Here is a 16853-nt window from a genome sequence, read left to right as displayed (position 1 = left end):
CGCGCGCGAGGCTCAACGCGGCTCCCTAATGCGCTTATCGCTCATGACCTTGTGACGCTCGATGATATGGGCGACGGCCTCATCGGGGTCATCGGTAAGCAGGAAAAGCTCTTGGTCATCTTCGTTGATGTACCCGCCGGCGGCGAGGGTATTTTTCATCCACTCCAGCAGGCCAGACCAATAATCGGTGCCCATGAGCACGATGGGATAGTTGGTGACCTTACCGGTCTGAACCATGCAGAGAACCTCGAAGAACTCATCCATGGTGCCCATGCCGCCGGGCAGGCAGACGAAGGCCTGCGAGTACTTCAAGAACATGGTCTTGCGGGCAAAGAAGTAGCGGAAGTTCAGGCCCAAGTCCACGTACTCGTTGAGGCCCTGCTCGTGCGGCAATTCGATGCCGAGTCCCACCGAGAGGCCATCGCCCTCGTGCGCGCCCTTATTCGCCGCCTCCATGATGCCGGGGCCGCCGCCGGTGATGACGGCGTAGGCGCACTCGGCGAGCTTGCGGCCGAGTTCTTCGGCCATCTGATAGCTCGCATCCTCAGGCTTGGTGCGCGCGGAGCCAAAGACCGTCACTGCCTTGGGCAGCTTGGCCAGCGCATCGAAGCCGGCGACGAATTCGCCTTGGATGCGCAGCACGCGCCACGGATCGGCGTGCTGCCACTCGTGGTCCGCGCCGGATTCCAGCAGGCGTTGGTCAAAGGTGGAGCCTTGTTCTCCCTCGCTGCGCAGCAAGAGCGGGCCGCGCAGGGTACGCATGTGGTCAGGGGTCATTTTTATCCCTTCAAGTAATTAAGCAGTGCGGTAGAAACTTCGGTGATTTGGGCCGTGGGCACCTGCTCGTCCTTCTTATGCGCAAAGCCCGGATCGCCGGCGCCGAAATTCACGGCGGGAATGCCCATCTCAGCAAAGCGCGAGACATCGGTCCAGCCGAACTTGGCGCGGACGTTGCCGCCGACGGCATCGACAAGCGCGCGTGCCGCAGGCTGCCCCAGGCCAGGCAGGGCGGCACCGGCGATGTCATCGATCTCTATGGTGACGTCCTCATGCTTGCCGATGACCCCCTTCATGCACTCCAACGCCTCCTCCGTACTGCGGTCCGGGGCGAAGCGGAAGTTGACGAACATCCATGCCTCGTCCGGCAAGGTATTGGTGGCCACGCCGGCCTCCAGGTGGACGATGTTCAGGCCCTCGCGGTAGGTGCAGCCATCGATGGTGACCTCGCGCGGCTCGTAGTCCGCAATGCGGGTCATGACGGGGGCGAGCTTGTGCGCGGCGTTGGAGCCGAGCCACGCGCGGGCCGAGTGCGCGCGGGTGCCATGCGCCGTCACGCGCAGACGAATCGTGCCTTGGCAACCGGCCTCGACCATGGCGCCGGAGGGCTCACCGAGGAGCGCAAAATCGCCCTGCAACCACTCGGGGTGATCCTTTTGCAAGTGGCCCAGCCCATTAAATTCAGTGGATACCTCTTCGCCCTCATAAGCAATGACGGTCAAATCATGCTGGAGTTCTTCCGATTCATGCAGGTGAGCAAAGGCGTTGAGGTATACTGCCATGCCGGATTTCATGTCCACGGTGCCGCAGCCGAACATGATCTCGCCACCATCTTCGGCGGTGTCCATGCGATGCGGTACGTTATCTGCCAATGGAACGGTATCGATGTGGCCTGCAAGAATCACGCGGGAATCCATCCCGCGGTTCGTGCGCGCACACACGGTATTGCCAAAGCGGGCGACCTCCACGTCTAGACCACGCAGGGCTTCTTCCACCGCATCCGCGATGGCCTCCTCGTGGTGGGAGGGGCTTGGGATATCGACGAGCGCCTTGGTCACTTCAATGGGGTCGGCATATAGATCTAAAGTCACAAGCCGCCATGGTAGCGCCCCGCTGGGTCCGTTGCATTGTGTAATGTTCACTTCACTGTAAAAAATAACCTCTCACAAGGTGGTAATTATGGCCGAAGCCACACAATTGAAATCGCGACACCTCACCATGATGGGCCTTGGCTCCGCGGTGGGTGCCGGTCTCTTCTTGGGCGTCGGATTGGGAATCCAAATCTCCGGCACCTCGGTGCTCATTTCTTATGCCGTCGCCGGCGTCCTCATCGCGCTCATCATGTGGATGCTCGGGGAAATCGCTGCGGCCCGCCCTTCCCTGGGTTCTTTTTCCACCTACGCCGGCCAGGCCTTCGGCCACTGGGCGCGCTTTACGATGGGCTGGATCTACTGGTTCATGCTCATCATGGTCATGGGCGCGGAAATCACCGGTGCCGCAGCAATCATCGGCAATTGGTTCGACATTGCACCGTGGATTCCCGCGCTTATCGCGGTGGCCTTCTTCGCCATAGTGAATTTCGCCGCCGTGCGCGGTTTTGGTGAATTCGAGTTCTGGTTTGCCATCATCAAGGTCGCCGTCATCATCGCCTTCCTCGTTGTCGGCATCCTCATGGCACTCGGCATCCTGCCCGGCATGGATCTCTCCCGCGCTGGAACCAACTTCACCGATAACTTCCTACCCAATGGCATGCCCGGCTTCGCAGCGGGCCTGCTGGCCGTGGCCTTCGCCTTCGGTGGAATCGAGCTGGTGACCATCGCCGCCGCCGAGTCCGAGGATCCAGCCCGCAACGTGGCAACCGCGGTGCGCGCCATCATTGTGCGCATCATGATCTTCTACATCGGCTCCATCGTGGTCATCACCATGGCCTTGCCGTTTAGCCAGATCCAAGATGCCGACGCCGCCGCCAATTCACCGTTCACCTTGGTGCTCGAGGCCGCCAAGATTCCTTTCGCCGCCGGCTTCATGGAGGCCATCATCGCGCTGGCCCTCCTGTCCGCCTTCAACGCGCAGATCTACGCCACCTCTCGCCTGGTCTTCGACATGGCCAAGGACCACTGCGCGCCAAAGTTCTTCCTCAAGACCAACCACTCCGGCTCCCCCATCAACGCCGTCATCTTGTCCATGATCTTCGCCTTCGCCTCGGTGGGCCTCCAGTTCTGGAACCCGCCGGGACTGCTGGCCTTCCTCTTCAACGCCGTCGGCGGCTGCCTCTTGGTGGTGTGGACCTTCATCGTCGCCTCCTTCCTCAAGCTGCACCCGCAGTTGAAGGCGAACGGCGAGCTCACGGACATCCGCGTGCCCGGCTACCCCTGGCTACCGTGGGCGACCGCCACCGCGCTGGCCGCGCTGACCATCTTCATGCTCTTTGACCCCTCCGCCCGCAACCAAGTCATCGCCGTCATCATCCTCTTTGCCGCGCTCGTCGCCTTGTCCTTCGTGGTTCCCGCGGACAAGCGCGAACAAGTTCGGCAGTAATTGCTAAGCTAGCCACCATGACTTCTGCATCCGCACGTGGCCTGGCAACCATTACCCACGACGGCACCGTCTTGGACGTTTGGTTCCCAGCAGTTCATACCGATAAGCAAGTAGAGACCACCGGCACGACGCGTCTGGAGGAGACTCCGCAGCAGTTCTCCGCCCTCGTCGGCCCCGATGAAGAGCGCGGCGTGGCTCGCGTGGCGGTGGAAACCACCATCGCTGACCTCGACGAGGCACCTACCGATACCTACAACGCCTACCTGCGCCTCCATCTGCTCTCCCACCGTGAGGTAAAACCGCACGGCCTCAACATGGACGGCATCTTCCGCCACCTCAACAACGTGGTCTGGACCAACTACGGCCCCTGCGCCGTCTCCGATTTCCAGATGGTGCGCGGCCGCCTCGCCTCCCGCGGCCCCGTCGTGGTCTACTCCGTGGATAAGTTCCCCCGCATGGTGGACTACGTTGTTCCCTCCGGTGTGCGCATCGGTGATGCCGATCGCGTCCGCTTGGGCGCCCACCTGGCAGAGGGCACCACGGTCATGCACGAGGGCTTCGTCAACTTCAACGCCGGCACCCTGGGCGCTTCCATGGTGGAAGGCCGCATTTCCGCGGGCGTCGTCGTGGGCGATGGCTCCGATATCGGCGGCGGCGCCTCCATCATGGGCACCCTGTCCGGCGGCGGCAAGGAAGTTATTTCCATCGGCGAGCGCTGCCTGCTCGGCGCCAACTCGGGTATTGGCATTTCGCTTGGCGATGACGCCGTTGTCGAAGCCGGCCTCTACGTCACCGCCGGCACCAAGGTCGCCGTCTTTGGCAAGGTGGCTGAGGCCTTGGGCGTCGGCAATGGCGAGGCCGTCAAGGGCTCCCAGCTCTCCGGCGCCTCCGGCCTGCTGCTGCGCCGCAATTCCGTCTCCGGTGCCGTCGAGGCCGTGGAGTGGAATGCCGAGGCCGTCGCGCTGAACGAGGACCTCCACAAGAACTAACGCCACCCCAATTCCCGTGCCCTGAGGCCGAGAAATACCATGGAGAAGTGTCTGATAACTCTTCTACCCTTGGTTCTGGCCTGAAGGTCCGCCACCTGACCATGATGGGGCTTGGCTCCACCATTGGCGCCGGTCTCTTTCTCGGCACGGGCGTCGGCATTTCCGCCGCCGGCCCAGCGGTGATCATCGCCTACGCGATCGCCGGCTTCCTCGCCATCCTCGTGATGCAAATGCTCGGAGAGATGGGAACGGTCATTCCCGCCTCCGGCTCCTTTTCCGAATACGCCGAGCACGGCATCGGCCGCTGGGCGGGCTTTACCCAAGGGTGGATCTACTGGTGCGCCACCGTCGCCGTCCTCGGCGCCGAAATCACCGGCGCCGCGGGCTTCATCGGCTCGTGGTTCGACGTCCCGCCCTGGATCCCCGCCGCCATCTGCGTCGCCGTCTTCGGCCTCGTCAACTTGCTGCGCGTGCGCACCTTCGGCGAGTTCGAGTACTGGTTCGCGCTCATCAAGGTCGTCGTCATCATCGCCTTCCTCATCATCGGCGTCCTCCTCATCTTCGGCCTCCTGCCCGGCCACACCTTCGTGGGCACATCCGTCTTCCTTGCCGATGGCTTCATGCCCAACGGCCTCGGCGGCGTCGCCGCCGGCCTGCTCGCCGTAGCCTTCGCTTTCGGCGGCATCGAGGTCGTCGCCATCGCGTCCGCCGAATCCGAAGATCCCGAAAAATCCCTGGTCAACGCCGTGCGCTCCACCATCTTGCGGATCTCCGTGTTCTACCTGGGCTCCGTCCTGGTCATCACGTTCCTGCTTCCCTATTCCAGCCTGGACGCCGCCTCCACCGCCGCCGAATCGCCGTTCACCATGGTCCTCGACCGCGCCGGCATTCCCGGTGCCGCCGGCATCATGGAGGTCATCATCGTCCTCGCGCTGCTATCCGCTTTCAACGCGCAAATCTTCGCCTCCTCCCGCATGATGCACTCGCTCGCCTCCCGCGGCGAGGCCCCGCGCATCTTCGCCGCCACCAATACCGAGGGTGTGCCCACCACCGCCATCGCCCTATCCGTCACACTTTCCGTGCTCATGGTCGTCCTCAACTACGCCGATACCGGCTGGTTGCTCACCTTCATGCTCAACGCCGCCGGCGCCTCCCTGCTCATCGTGTGGGTCTTCATCGCCGTCAGCCAGCTGCGCCTACGCCGCCAACTCGAGGCCCTGCATCCACTCCCCATCCGCATGTGGGCCTTCCCCTACCTCACCTGGTTCGCCCTCGCCCTCTTCGCGGCCATCGCGGTGCTCATGCTTACCGATGCCACCGCCCGCACCCAACTCCTCTCCGCTGCCGCCATGTTCACGGTGCTCGCCATCGCGGGTGTGCTCAATTCCAAGGTTCGCGGCATCGACCCGACCTCCACGCTCCCGCTGACCTAGCGGCCGCTCCCCGCCTCCGGCCCACCATCACTGCCTCACACCCCGTTACCCCGCCCGCACGCCCTACCGCTGACACCCGTCCCTGCCCTCACGCCCCATTACCCCGCCCTTCGCGCTCACCAGCGCTGGGCGGGGCACTGCGTTTTCACCTCCCGGTGAGCGCGACGGGTGTGGGACCGCCCCTCGCGGTCACGGGGATGAGGAAATGGACATCGGAAAGCGTGGGCGTGAGCGCAAAGGGCGGGCTGGGACCACACTCGCCCTTCGCGCTCACCAGGGGACGCTCCAGCGCATCTAAGTGGCCCCCGGTGAGCGCGAAGGGGACGTCGAGGGAGGCATGGAGGGAGTTATCCACAGGGCGGCGACGAAAATGGACCGTGGGACCGTGAAATGGGACGGTTATCCACAGGCTGGCGAAAGCCGTATGGACGGGGAGGCGGCTGCTTCTTTAGGTTGAAGCCATGGGGGCATGGACGACTGCGCAGTTGCGCGAGCAGGGGCTGGGCAAGGACGCGATTCGCCGGCGGGTGCGCGCGGGCAAGCTGCACCGCGTTCACCGGGGAATTTATACCGACGAGTGGTCGCCGCTGGCGGTGGCGAAGGCGCTAGTGCATGGGCTGAGCCGCATTCATTTTACGGGGAAGACCGCGCAGGAGATTCACCTTGACCGGCCGCTGACCTTTCCGCTGGAAGCGGAGGGGCCGCGGACGCTGAGGGGCAAGAATTTCCGTGTCTCGCATTCCCGGCTCAAGGCAACGAGCCTGGTCAAGGGGCTGCCGGTAGTGCAGGTCCTGTGGGCCGCTCGGAAGATTGCTAGGGCCTGTAGCCCGCTGCTGGAGGAGTTTTATCGCGGAGAGAAGGGGCCCGGCCGGCTGGAGCGGGACCGCAAGCGAATGGGCCGGACACCGCGCGCGTTGAAGGAGACGATTCGGATTTCGGCCATCGGCGCGGATAGCCCGCCGGAGCGAAAAGTCAGCCGCGCGCTGCGCGCAGAAGGCATTTTCCCTGTTCACAACGCCCTGGTGTGTGGGTACCGGTTCGACCTATTGATGGGCAAGCTCATCGTGGAAATCGACGGCTGGACCTACCACAGCCACAGCGTCGCGTTTCAGGCCGACCGCTCCAAGCAGAACGCCGCAACCGCGCACGGGTACACGGTTTTGCGCTTTACTGCCGATGACGTCACGCACCACCTTGACCAAGTCATTCTCCTCATCAAAGCCACCCGTGACCTGCTCAAAGGCCGCAAGCCACAGCTGCCTATATCCGCCACCCAGCCATATTGGCGCTGGCATCTGTGCGTCTAACCCTTGCCATAATGTAAAGTTTGCTTTACATTAGGTCATGTAAACACGACACGAGAGGTGATGTTGTGGCCGGACAACCCAACATGGTCCGCAAGTGGCGGCGCTGGCGCGAATGGTCGCAAGGCGAACTAGCAGAGCGCGTCGGCGTCTCCCGGCAAACTATCGCAAATATCGAACGCGGCAACTACTCCCCGTCCGTGCACCTCGCATTGGACATCTGCCACGAACTAAACAAAACAGTCGAAGAAATCTTTGGAGCTGAACAACATGATTAACGCCATCGCCAACATATCCCTCAACCAGATGGAGCGCGCCTCCACCGACGAGTTCGAACGTGACATCCTCACCAAGGCCTCCGCCATCACCCTCACCCCAATCACCTTCCTCGAGCTCATCGTCGCCGCCATCCTCGCCTGGTCCCTCCCCGGCCGCCTCAGCCTCCTCGCCCCCTCGCCATCGTCCCTTCCCTCGCCGGCACGTCCCTCAGCGCCGCCTGGATGCGCAGGCACATCGCCACCCCCACCGTCCACTCCAACTGGACTTTGACCGCCCTCTACCTCATCCCGATGTTCCTCTGCTTCGCCGGCATCGCCTACCACGCCTTCACGCTTTCCGATGTCCCTGCCGCCCCCCCTACCTCATCTGCTCGACCGTAGGCGCCGTCACGGCCGTCCTCATCTCCCCCGCACTCCGACGGAAACAAAACCGCCGCGACCAGTCCCGCCTCGACGCCGAGCTCGAGGACTAATGCTCACTCCCACCGCTATCACGCACTCCACCACCCGCCCTTCGCGCTCACCGCGGACGGCGGGTGGTTTCCGTTTTCTACGCCCCGTGAGCGCGAAGGGGTGCTAGCGTCAGCGGCTCCCGGCCTCCCCACCCTTGCCGCTCACGGGGAGGAGATTTCGCCGACGGCAACCGTTGGCGGTGAGCGCGAAGGGCGAGGCCTCCCGTGCCGCTCACCGGGGGCGAGCGCTGCGCACGAAGTCCACCTCCCCGTGAGCGCGAAGGGAAGGGTGCCTCACACGCACCTGCTTGGCGATGCCCCTCCCTGCCCTTGCCGCTCACCGGCGGGCACAAAAAGACCCCAGCGCCCCACGCTGGTGAGCGCGAAGGGCGGCTGGGGCGGCTGGGGCTGTGCGGATGGCAGGGCCGTGGCCGGCGGCGAAGGGCGGGTAGTTAAACCGGCGCGACCTCGTCGACGACGACTGGCTTATTGGGCTTGGAGCGGAACGTCCAGAGCTTGTTGATGATGAAGTTGATAGGCATCGCCACGACGATGGAAATGGCCTGCGCCCAATAGGACTTGGTGCGCAATCCGGTGGAGTTATCAAAGACATCGGTGGGCAGGCCCACGGGCGAGTTGGGGTTCATTAGCAGCGTCAGGATGACCTGGCTGACGATAAACGCTCCGATTCCCGCCAAAAGGAACGGGAAGAAACCGCGAATCCAGGACACTTTGGACACGGTCCGAAAGGTCCACATGCGGTTGAGCTGGTAGTTCCAGGTATTGGCCACGAGGAAGGAGATGGTGGCAAAGACGTGGTACCAGCGGATGTGGAATGCAGAACCGAAGAGGTTCATGAAGGGGTCCTCGGCAAAGATATCCGCCGCACCAAAGAGTTTCTGCGCGAGAAAATACACGAAGAGGTTAACCGCGGTACCCGAGCCGCCGACAAGACCGAACTTAAGGAATTGCCCAAAATTGGACGCAAAGCGCGCAACGCTGAGGTCTGCCATGGGCCGCCTTTCTTGCCGGAGGTTAGTAATTACCTGATTGTAGTTCCTAAGCCCCGCGAACTGAAAAACTGACGCTCCGAATGTGATAAAGGATCTCTAAAAGATATAGTTTCGTGCAGCAAGGAAAGCGGGCGCGAGAAATCGTAGAGGCTGAGCGGACGCGGCGTGGGATAGGTGTCATCGCCGATGAGCGGGCGCCCAAGATGGTTCAGTAGCACCCGCAGCTGGTGCGTATGCCCCGTCCGCGGCCACATGGTCACCTCCCGCCCCGCAGCGCGCACATACGTCGAGGTCGGCGTGCCATTATCAGCCACGAGCACCTGCCTGCTGCCCCGCGGCTTGTGCATAGGCAGCCTGATTTCCTCATCGCAGAAAAGCGGCTGCTTGACGATGCCCCTATACCTCTTCACCGCCCTCCCCTCCAGGAAGATGCGCTGGTAGGGCGCGCGGGTCGCGGGATTGCGCGAGCAGATGACAAGGCCTGCGGTGAGGCGGTCAAGGCGGTGGAGCGGCACGATTTCGTCTTCGCCGAAGTCCACGCGCAGGCGAGTTTGCAGGGTTTCGCGCTGCAAACGGCCATTCGTGGTGGTGGGAAGAAAGTGCGGTTTATCGGCAACAATGATGTTTTCATCCGCGTGGACGACGGTGTAGACATAGGGGATCGGTTCCTCCGGCGGGACGAAGGGGTGATACCACGCGGGAATGGGCCGCGAAAGTACCGTGTCCGCGGGAAGGAGGGTTCCCTCCGGAAAGGGTGAGTCCCCGGCACGGGCGGCCCAGTACTCGCCTTCTAAAGGAACGCGATCGCGCAAGACCACCTTGCGGGGAGAAATCCCCTCCCGCGCAGGCGGGCGAAACGCGCGAGGCGAGTTAGGCACTGGCGAGGCGTTCGACAGCGGCGCGCACCCGCTCGTCGGTACCGTTTAAGCCGATGCGCACGTGTTGCGCACCCGAGGGGCCGTAAAAGTCGCCAGGTGCAGCGAGGATGCCCAAGGAAGCCAACCAGTCGATGGTCTCGCGGCAGCCTTCGCCGCGGGTGGCCCAGAGATACAGGCCGGCATCCGAGTGGTCGATGGTAAAGCCCGCTTTGATAAGCGCCTGCATCAATTCGGCGCGGCGCGCGGCGTAGCGCTGGCGCTGGAGGGCTTCGGTGGGGTCATCGTCAAGCGCGGCAACCATGGCCGCCTGAATCGGGCCTGGCACGATGAGGCCGGCGTGCTTGCGCAGCTCCAAGAGCTCCGCGATGAGGTCGTTATCGCCGGCGAAGAATCCGGCGCGGTAGGAGGCCATATTCGCGGACTTGGACAGCGAATGCATGGAGATAAGGCCGGTGTTATCGCCGTCGGTCACGCGCGGATCCAAGATGGATACCGGCGGGTTGTCATCGTTCCAGCCCAAGCCCATGTAGCACTCGTCGGAGGCGATGATGGCGCCCGTCGAGCGGGCCCAAGCCACGATGCAGCGCAGCTCCTCTACCCCAGCGACGCGGCCGGTAGGATTGGACGGGGAGTTGATAAATACCAGGGAGGCGTCCTGGAAGTCGTCGTCGGCTCGCAGCGGAGTGGCCCCAGCGAGGAGGGCGCCGACCTCGTAGGTGGGATAGGCCACCGAGGGGAAGGCGACGGTCTCGCCGCGCATGCCCAACAGGGTGGGCAGCCACGCGATGGCCTCCTTCGTGCCCACCACGGGCAGGACGCGGTCCACGTCCATGTGATAGCGGCGGCGGAGAGCGGAGGCGATGGCTTCGCGCAGCTCGGGCGTGCCCTGCGTTTGCGGATAACCGGGGGTCTCGGCGGCAGAGGACAGCGCCAGCTGCACGCCAGGGGCGACCGGATCTACGGGGTTGCCTACCGAAAGGTCAACGATTCCATCTGGATGCGCCTGGGCCTTCTTCTTGGCGCCAGCCAGCGAGTCCCAGGGGAAATCTGGAAGCGATTGTCCTAGCGGTGTGCGGGCCATGAATTACTCCTGATTCTGTGGGGGCAGCGCGGCTACCATTGACGCATCGAAATCTTGCGGGCCGAGGGCTGCCGCTCCACCGGGAGAGCCCAAGTCATCGAAGAATGCTGCGTTGGCTTCGTTGTAATCGATCCACTCATCGGGAACGTCATCCTCGTAGAAGATGGCTTCTACCGGGCATGCGGGCTCGCAGGCGCCGCAGTCCACGCACTCATCTGGGTGGATGTAGAGCATGCGCTTGCCTTCGTAAATGCAATCGACGGGGCATTCCTCAACACAGCCGCGGTCCATTACATCAACGCAAGGTTGAGCGATTGTATAAGTCATGGAGAATCCTTGAATCTTCCTGATTTCATGGGTTTGGGGATGAAATATAGTATGTCACTTCTGCTTTAGGAAAGGCCAAACGCCGCCGCCGATTCCGGCCAAAAGCAGGAGCAAGCTGAGAATATTATTGCCGACGATGACATCACCGGTAATCGGAACCAGCAGCATAAGCGCGAAAAATCCCAGGCCCCACACTATGAGCGGGATGGCCACGATATAAGTTCGATCACTCCACAGCCGCGCCGTACGGGTTAGCACCACGTTAAAGGCGGCGGCGATGACGATGGTGATGGGAAACGCGATGCTCGCGCCATCAGCCAGGGGAATCCGGGCGGTAAGGTAAATGACCTCTAGGAACAGCGATAGCAGGGCGCCGAGGGAGAGCCAGATGAGGCCGGTGACCTGCTCACCGCGGCTAAAATCAGTGCGCATTACAGCTCCCCTAGGAGGTCGGTTGCGGGCTCGCCCCGGCCGAGTTGAAAGTATTCGGCGCGCAGCAACGGCATCAGTAATCTATTGGACAGGCAGTAGGCCCCTGGCACAGCGGCTGGGTCGTGCACGGCGGCCACGGCGGCCTCGGGGTTGGTGGCGGTGGTGGTGCCATCGGCCAGCCAGATTTGCGTGGCGTGGGCGCGCATGGCGGCGCGTTTGGCGTTTAGGGCAGCATCGTCAAGCGCGAAGGCCAGATCCGCGCCGGCGGTGGTGAAGTTATCCAGGTACGCGGCATCGGGCTTGCGCCAACCCGCGGGCGCGTCGAGCGTGTCCAGGCCGGCGTAATTGGCGGCGCGGTCAAAGATCGCCCACCAGATGCGCGTGCTTGCCGATGCCGCCTTCTCCACCACCCTATGCACCGCCACGTGGTCCGGGTGGTTATAGCCACCGTCTGGCCCATAGGTCAGGATGGCGTGCGGCTGGAGAACATCTAATTCCGCGCGGAGCAGGTCTACGGCCTCATCCAGGCGATTGACCAGCGCGCGGGGGTTGTCATGAGAAGGAGAACCCACCATGCCGGAATCGTGGAAGTGGCCGAATCCGCCCAGCTGTATGCCTTCTACTCCTAGGGCGGAGAGGGCACAGGCCAATTCGCGGGCACGGAAGCCACCGAGCTGGTGGTGCTCGGCCAGGCCTTGATAGGGCGCACCGATGACCTCGCCGTCCTCGCCAAGGGTAAGGGTGATGACCGTGACCTGCGCACCGCGCGCGGCCAGGGTGGCAAGGGTGCCGCCGGTAAAAAGCGTCTCATCATCAGGGTGCGCGTGCACCGCAACAACGCGGTAGCCCGCCAAGTCCTTAGTCCTCATCTTTCCTCCAAACCGGCGCTGTGACCAGCCCTTTATCCCAATCATCAATACTTTGGCCGGGGCCTACAATACCCTCCCCTAGCGCGTGCACACGCGTTTCATCTAAGAGCGGGACGTACAACACGTCCTGGGCATTGATCTCGCGGATTCGGCCCAGCGCGGTTGAGGGGCTGATTTTTCCGGAGAGAATGTCCATGCGCGTCTCGGCGGCGTTGTCGGGGCAGAATCCGGAGAGGTCCCCGGCGAGCGGCTGGTCTTCGGCGCAATTGAAGATACTCGCCGCAGAGAGCGAAGTTAGGGTGATATCCTCCCAGGTCACCACCGCATCCACCTTGCCTTCAGGAAGCAGCTTAGAGGTAATTGTGGTAAGCCTATCGGTGGTGACCTCAGCGGGGATGCCGTGGGCCTCGAGGACATCGTAAAGCGTATTTGCCGCAGCCAAAGCCGTGGGGCTGGTCGGATCGACGGCGAAGCGGATGGGCTTCTTGCTGGCGCGCTCGCGCAGCGCCGTCAGGTTTGCTTCCCCGGAGACCGGATTATGCCCGGCCTTCAGGTTAGAGGCGCGGCCGGTGGCCAGCCGGGCAACCTGCCCGGTATCGATAAGCGAGGCCAGACCGCGCCGCGCAGCCGCATCCTCTAACGCACCCTGCTCGGTGGACATGTGCAAGCGCAGCTGGCGCGGGCGGGTGACCGTCTTATCGCTTACGTGGCCCAGCAGTCCGAGCGCTTCCTGCGAGGTTTGGTCCGGGGTAAAGTCCGCGAACCCAATTTGACCGGAACGCAGCATATTCAGCGCCTGGGTGCTATCGCGTACCTCGCGCAGCTGGACGACATCGATGTGGGCGGGGTCAGCGCCCCAAAAGCGATCATTGCGGTTGAGCGTGATGACCCCGCGGCTGCGGTCCACGCTATCGACCGCGAAGCGGCCGGCGGAGGCAGGGATGTCATTGGCCAGCACCGAATCAAAATCGGCATTTTGCAGCAGGTGCGAGGGAAGGAGCTGGTTGAATAGCTGCTTCCAATCCTTAACCCGCTCGGCAAAATCCACCGTGACCACGCGGCCGCCATCGGATGTGGTCACCGCGGAAATGGCGCGGTAGCCCGCCGGGTCCTTGACGCCTGCGGTCGTGGTCATCTTCTTCCACAAGTAGTTGAAATCCGCACCGGAAATCGGGGTGCCGTCAGACCACTGCGCGGGAGAGGCAATAACGTAGCGCACCCGTTGGGCCACGCCCTCCGGCGCGGTGACCTCCGTGGCAGATTCCAGAACGTCTGTGTCCATGCGGCCCCAGTGGAATGTCGAGGGCAAGACCAGCTCCGCGATTTGATCCACGAGCTCGGAGTTATTGGCCACCAAGTGTGGGTTAAGGCCAGCGCGCAGTGGATCGACGCCGATGGAAATGGTGGGCCGCGAATCGTCTTCCTCCGCGCGCGGCGGACCATCGTCCGTCGCGGCCGTGGTTGATTCCGTTTCTTGGACGGTAGATTCCTGGTCGTCCGAATCTTCTACCACCGGCGGTGGGCCAGGATTGGCCGAACACCCGCTGACAAACGCGAGGCCGATGGCGGCAGTGGCAGCAAGTGCACGAGCCTTGAGACTATTTTTCATCGCGGACTACTTTAGTACCTACTTCCCGCCACACGAAGATTCTGCGCGCTAAACTCGGACAAAATCACTGTTGAAGGGATTACCCCACCATGCTTATCTGCCAAGAAATGTTCCTCCTGCTGACCAAGGACAACGGTAAAAAGGAGGCAGTGACCAATAACGAGACCGCCTTGAGCGCCGGCCTTTTTAGCGATTTACTCATGCATGACGCGGTTGGCATAAGTGCAAAGAATAAGGTGCACGCCACGGATAAAAAGCCAGAGCACCCAGTGCTTGCTTGGGCGTGGGATGGCCTGCACGAGCGCCGGACCAGCTCGGTCAAGACGCTACTGCAGGCGAGGTGGTTCTCCCCGCGCGAGAAGATTGCCCAGGATTTTAGGGACCACGGCCAATTGGAGATTGAGGATGCCGCGTGGTGGCAGCTGGGTGGCGACCGCTACATCATGACGGACACGGCGCTAGAAGATGAGGTGCGCGAGAGGCTCGCTGCGGTGCTTGATGGCACCCAAAACCCAAGCGTCAAAGACATGATTATCTTGGATATTCTCCGCGAGGTTAAAGGGGCCTATCCCCTGCTCAAGGAGGACGCGCCCGAAATGAAACGCCGAGAGATGCGCAACCGCATCAAAGAATTAAAACAACAGGTGGATTACGACGATGCCGCCGCCTCTGCGGTAAAAACCATACTGCAGGAGACGACGGCGATTATCACGGCGGTTGCGGCATCAACCGCAGCCACGACTTAGACCGAGGGCAGATTACTTCTTCATCTGCTTAGCGCGGGAGGCGGCGCGCTTGCGGTCGGTGGCGGAAAGCTCGAGCTTGCGCACGCGCAGCACGTCTGGAGCAACCTCGACGCACTCGTCGTTGCCACAGAATTCCAGCGCTTCTTCCAGCGAGAGCGTGTGGGCCTTGGCCAGGGTGACCGTGGCGTCTGCGGTGGCAGAGCGCATATTGGTCAGCTTCTTTTCCTTGGTGATGTTGATGTCAATATCCTCATCGCGGTTATTGGCACCCACCACCATGCCTTCGTAGGCCTCAGCACCTGGCTCGACGAAGAAGTTGCCGCGGTCAGCCAGCTGCATCAGTGCGTACTGGGTGATCTGGCCGGTGCGGTCAGCCACCAGGGAGCCGGTGGCGCGGGACTTGATTTCGCCGGCCCAGACATCGATGCCATCGGAGATGGAGTTGGCGATGCCGGCGCCACGGGTTTCGGTCATGAACTGGGTACGGAAGCCGATGAGGCCACGGGCGGGAACGCGGAAGATCATGCGCACCCAGTCGCCCTCGCGCACGTCCATGGACTGCATCTGGCCCTTGCGGGAAGCCAGCAGCTGGGTGATGGCGCCTTGGTGCTCCGACGGGGAGTCGATGGTGAGGATCTCGTAAGGCTCGTAGGTCTTGCCATCGATCTGCTGGGTAACAACCTGCGGCTTACCGATGGTCAGCTCGAAGCCCTCGCGGCGCATGGACTCGATGAGCACGGACAGAGCCATCTCGCCGCGACCCTGAACCTCCCAGGTATCTGGGCGCTCTGTGGGCAGCACGCGCAGGGAGACGTTACCGATAAGCTCCTGCTCCAAGCGGGCCTTGACCATGCGGGCGGTCAACTTGGTGCCGCCCCCGCGGCCTGCCATCGGCGAGGTGTTCACACCGATGGTCATGGAGATGGCCGGCTCGTCAACGGTGATGCGCGGCAGAGCCTCTGGGTTTTCCGGATCTGCGATGGTGTCACCAATCATGACATCGGAAATACCAGAGATGGCGACGATATCGCCGGCGATGGCCTCTTCGGCCGGCTGGCGCTCGAAGCCGACGGTGCGCAGTAGTTCGGCAACCTTGACGGTCTTGGTGTGCTGGTTGCCCTCATCATCGTAGTGGATCCAGGCCACCTGCTGGCCCTTCTTGATGCGGCCGGCGTAGATGCGCAGCAGCGCGATACGGCCGAGGAAGTCGGAGGCGTCAAGGTTGGTGACGTGCGCCTGCAGCGGGGCATCGACGGTAGCGGAAGGCTCTGGCAGGACGTTGTAGATGACATCGAAAAGCGCCTGCAAGTCCTTGCTATCGGGGACGTTGCCGTCGCCCGGGTTCTCGGTGGAGGCAACGCCGGCGCGGCCGGAGGCGTACAGAACCGGGAGATCGAGCAGCTCTTCAGCGGCGGCTGCGGCTTCCTCGTCCTCGAGGCCAGCTGCGATTTCCAGCAGCAGGTCCTGGGACTCGGTGACAACCTCGTCGATGCGGGCATCGGGGCGGTCGGTCTTGTTCACGCAGACGATGACCGGCAGTTTGGCCTCTAGCGCCTTGGTCAGGACGAAGCGGGTCTGTGGGAGGGGGCCCTCAGAGGCATCGACAAGCAGCACGACGCCGTCCACCATGGAAATGCCGCGCTCAACCTCGCCGCCAAAGTCGGCGTGGCCCGGGGTGTCGATGACGTTGATGATGAGGTCTGCGCCGTCCTTGCCCAGACCCTGGCGGCGGATGGCCGTGTTCTTGGCCAAAATGGTAATGCCGCGCTCGCGCTCCTGATCGTTGGAGTCCATGACGCGGTCCGTGTGCTCACCGTGTTCGCCAAAAGCACCGGACTGCTCCAGCATGCCGTTGACCAACGTGGTCTTGCCATGGTCAACGTGCGCGACAATGGCAACATTACGGAACTCGGTATTACTCACTAGTTGGGTTCTCCTTCGGAGGATCTACAAGCGCTGGTGCGCGAGAAATGTTCTTGAACGACGTCCTACGATACCCCCTAACAGGGCATAGTGCAGCATTGGGGAGCCAAGACGCGACCCAGGCAACCCCGTAACGTCACGCGCGCCTGAAACGACCTACTACTTGACACTTCCCAGCGGATCACTATCGTTACTAGAGTTATT

At 62.6% G+C, this 16853-nt stretch carries 18 protein-coding genes; 7 read left to right on the top strand and 11 right to left on the bottom strand.

Annotated elements, in window-relative coordinates:
• Positions 1-12: 12 nt before the first annotated feature.
• On the bottom strand, positions 13-777 hold the full coding sequence (locus ACLI1O_RS04665; protein ID WP_239267886.1) for a TIGR00730 family Rossman fold protein: 765 nt from the start codon (positions 775-777) through the stop codon (positions 13-15).
• 2 nt (positions 778-779) lie between these two features.
• Positions 780-1868, bottom strand: a complete 1089-nt coding sequence (gene dapE / locus ACLI1O_RS04660) for a succinyl-diaminopimelate desuccinylase (RefSeq protein ID WP_411706981.1) — start codon at positions 1866-1868, stop codon at positions 780-782.
• Positions 1869-1956: 88 nt separating this feature from the next.
• Between dapE and ACLI1O_RS04655 the strand changes: the two genes are divergently transcribed.
• From ACLI1O_RS04655 to ACLI1O_RS04645, 3 genes are all read left to right on the top strand, one after another.
• Entirely contained in the window at positions 1957-3315 is a 1359-nt protein-coding gene (locus ACLI1O_RS04655) for an amino acid permease (protein ID WP_411706980.1), read from the top strand.
• Between the two features lie 17 nt (positions 3316-3332).
• Positions 3333-4304 (top strand): 2,3,4,5-tetrahydropyridine-2,6-dicarboxylate N-succinyltransferase, encoded by a 972-nt coding sequence (dapD, locus tag ACLI1O_RS04650; RefSeq protein WP_349838827.1) that lies wholly within the window; start codon positions 3333-3335, stop codon positions 4302-4304.
• 101 nt (positions 4305-4405) lie between these two features.
• A complete protein-coding gene (locus tag ACLI1O_RS04645) occupies positions 4406-5737 on the top strand; it encodes an amino acid permease (protein WP_411707039.1) in 1332 nt (443 codons plus the stop codon).
• Positions 5738-5882: 145 nt separating this feature from the next.
• Here the strand turns inward: ACLI1O_RS04645 and ACLI1O_RS04640 are convergent, their stop codons facing one another.
• Positions 5883-6092, bottom strand: coding sequence for a hypothetical protein (locus ACLI1O_RS04640; RefSeq protein WP_284771517.1), 210 nt, complete (start codon positions 6090-6092; stop codon positions 5883-5885).
• Positions 6093-6198: 106 nt separating this feature from the next.
• Here ACLI1O_RS04640 and ACLI1O_RS04635 point away from each other — a divergent pair, with 106 nt between their 5' ends.
• The 3 genes from ACLI1O_RS04635 to ACLI1O_RS04625 all read left to right on the top strand — a co-directional run bounded on the left by ACLI1O_RS04635 (position 6199) and on the right by ACLI1O_RS04625 (position 7590).
• A complete protein-coding gene (locus ACLI1O_RS04635; protein WP_239267896.1) occupies positions 6199-7044 on the top strand; it encodes a type IV toxin-antitoxin system AbiEi family antitoxin domain-containing protein in 846 nt (281 codons plus the stop codon).
• A 65-nt stretch (positions 7045-7109) separates the two neighbouring features.
• The gene (locus ACLI1O_RS04630) at positions 7110-7319 is read left to right on the top strand and encodes a helix-turn-helix transcriptional regulator (protein ID WP_023017728.1); all 210 of its coding nucleotides are present in this window, start codon (positions 7110-7112) and stop codon (positions 7317-7319) included.
• On the top strand, positions 7312-7590 hold the full coding sequence (locus tag ACLI1O_RS04625) for a hypothetical protein (RefSeq protein ID WP_239267898.1): 279 nt from the start codon (positions 7312-7314) through the stop codon (positions 7588-7590). The genes ACLI1O_RS04630 and ACLI1O_RS04625 overlap by 8 nt, the downstream gene beginning before the upstream one ends.
• 633 nt (positions 7591-8223) lie before the next feature.
• Here the strand turns inward: ACLI1O_RS04625 and ACLI1O_RS04620 are convergent.
• Genes ACLI1O_RS04620 through ACLI1O_RS04590 form a run of 7 tightly spaced genes read right to left on the bottom strand, consistent with a single transcriptional unit; the run spans position 8224 to position 13980 of the window.
• Positions 8224-8784: a GtrA family protein gene (locus tag ACLI1O_RS04620; protein ID WP_005280100.1), complete on the bottom strand. Its 561-nt coding sequence runs from the start codon at positions 8782-8784 to the stop codon at positions 8224-8226.
• A 29-nt stretch (positions 8785-8813) separates the two neighbouring features.
• On the bottom strand, positions 8814-9602 hold the full coding sequence (locus tag ACLI1O_RS04615) for a pseudouridine synthase (RefSeq protein ID WP_239267986.1): 789 nt from the start codon (positions 9600-9602) through the stop codon (positions 8814-8816).
• A gap of 52 nt (positions 9603-9654) precedes the next feature.
• Entirely contained in the window at positions 9655-10743 is a 1089-nt protein-coding gene (gene dapC, locus ACLI1O_RS04610; RefSeq protein WP_239275754.1) for a succinyldiaminopimelate transaminase, read from the bottom strand.
• Positions 10744-10746: 3 nt separating this feature from the next.
• Positions 10747-11070, bottom strand: a complete 324-nt coding sequence (gene fdxA / locus ACLI1O_RS04605; RefSeq protein WP_284769911.1) for a ferredoxin — start codon at positions 11068-11070, stop codon at positions 10747-10749.
• 54 nt (positions 11071-11124) lie between these two features.
• Positions 11125-11502: a hypothetical protein gene (locus ACLI1O_RS04600; protein ID WP_239267902.1), complete on the bottom strand. Its 378-nt coding sequence runs from the start codon at positions 11500-11502 to the stop codon at positions 11125-11127.
• A complete protein-coding gene (locus ACLI1O_RS04595; protein WP_239267904.1) occupies positions 11502-12371 on the bottom strand; it encodes a PIG-L family deacetylase in 870 nt (289 codons plus the stop codon). The genes ACLI1O_RS04600 and ACLI1O_RS04595 overlap by 1 nt, the downstream gene beginning before the upstream one ends.
• Positions 12361-13980, bottom strand: coding sequence for an ABC transporter family substrate-binding protein (locus ACLI1O_RS04590; protein ID WP_239267906.1), 1620 nt, complete (start codon positions 13978-13980; stop codon positions 12361-12363). The genes ACLI1O_RS04595 and ACLI1O_RS04590 overlap by 11 nt, the downstream gene beginning before the upstream one ends.
• Positions 13981-14069: 89 nt before the next feature.
• Here ACLI1O_RS04590 and ACLI1O_RS04585 point away from each other — a divergent pair, with 89 nt between their 5' ends.
• Entirely contained in the window at positions 14070-14726 is a 657-nt protein-coding gene (locus ACLI1O_RS04585; RefSeq protein ID WP_239267908.1) for a GPP34 family phosphoprotein, read from the top strand.
• Between the two features lie 12 nt (positions 14727-14738).
• On the opposite strand, the gene typA is transcribed toward ACLI1O_RS04585, so the two are convergent.
• Entirely contained in the window at positions 14739-16649 is a 1911-nt protein-coding gene (gene typA, locus ACLI1O_RS04580; protein ID WP_239267910.1) for a translational GTPase TypA, read from the bottom strand.
• Between the last annotated feature and the right edge of the window lie 204 nt (positions 16650-16853).

This window comes from Corynebacterium sp. LaCa78 (assembly GCF_046717505.1).
GTDB lineage: Bacteria > Actinomycetota > Actinomycetes > Mycobacteriales > Mycobacteriaceae > Corynebacterium.
The sequence above is the reverse complement of the archived record's forward strand: the minus strand, read 5'-3'. Positions and strand labels throughout refer to the sequence as shown.

Excerpts from the sequence above, each read along its gene's own strand:
- ACLI1O_RS04665 (WP_239267886.1), bottom strand. The coding sequence starts at position 777 with ATGACCCCTGACCACATGCGTACCCTGCGCGGCCCGCTCTTGCTGCGC.
- ACLI1O_RS04655 (WP_411706980.1), top strand. The coding sequence starts at position 1,957 with ATGGCCGAAGCCACACAATTGAAATCGCGACACCTCACCATGATGGGC.
- dapD (WP_349838827.1), top strand. The coding sequence starts at position 3,333 with ATGACTTCTGCATCCGCACGTGGCCTGGCAACCATTACCCACGACGGC.
- ACLI1O_RS04645 (WP_411707039.1), top strand. The coding sequence starts at position 4,406 with ATGATGGGGCTTGGCTCCACCATTGGCGCCGGTCTCTTTCTCGGCACG.
- ACLI1O_RS04635 (WP_239267896.1), top strand. The coding sequence starts at position 6,199 with ATGGGGGCATGGACGACTGCGCAGTTGCGCGAGCAGGGGCTGGGCAAG.
- ACLI1O_RS04625 (WP_239267898.1), top strand. The coding sequence starts at position 7,312 with ATGATTAACGCCATCGCCAACATATCCCTCAACCAGATGGAGCGCGCC.
- ACLI1O_RS04620 (WP_005280100.1), bottom strand. The coding sequence starts at position 8,784 with ATGGCAGACCTCAGCGTTGCGCGCTTTGCGTCCAATTTTGGGCAATTC.
- dapC (WP_239275754.1), bottom strand. The coding sequence starts at position 10,743 with ATGGCCCGCACACCGCTAGGACAATCGCTTCCAGATTTCCCCTGGGAC.
- fdxA (WP_284769911.1), bottom strand. The coding sequence starts at position 11,070 with ATGACTTATACAATCGCTCAACCTTGCGTTGATGTAATGGACCGCGGC.
- ACLI1O_RS04600 (WP_239267902.1), bottom strand. The coding sequence starts at position 11,502 with ATGCGCACTGATTTTAGCCGCGGTGAGCAGGTCACCGGCCTCATCTGG.
- ACLI1O_RS04595 (WP_239267904.1), bottom strand. The coding sequence starts at position 12,371 with ATGAGGACTAAGGACTTGGCGGGCTACCGCGTTGTTGCGGTGCACGCG.
- ACLI1O_RS04590 (WP_239267906.1), bottom strand. The coding sequence starts at position 13,980 with ATGAAAAATAGTCTCAAGGCTCGTGCACTTGCTGCCACTGCCGCCATC.
- ACLI1O_RS04585 (WP_239267908.1), top strand. The coding sequence starts at position 14,070 with ATGCTTATCTGCCAAGAAATGTTCCTCCTGCTGACCAAGGACAACGGT.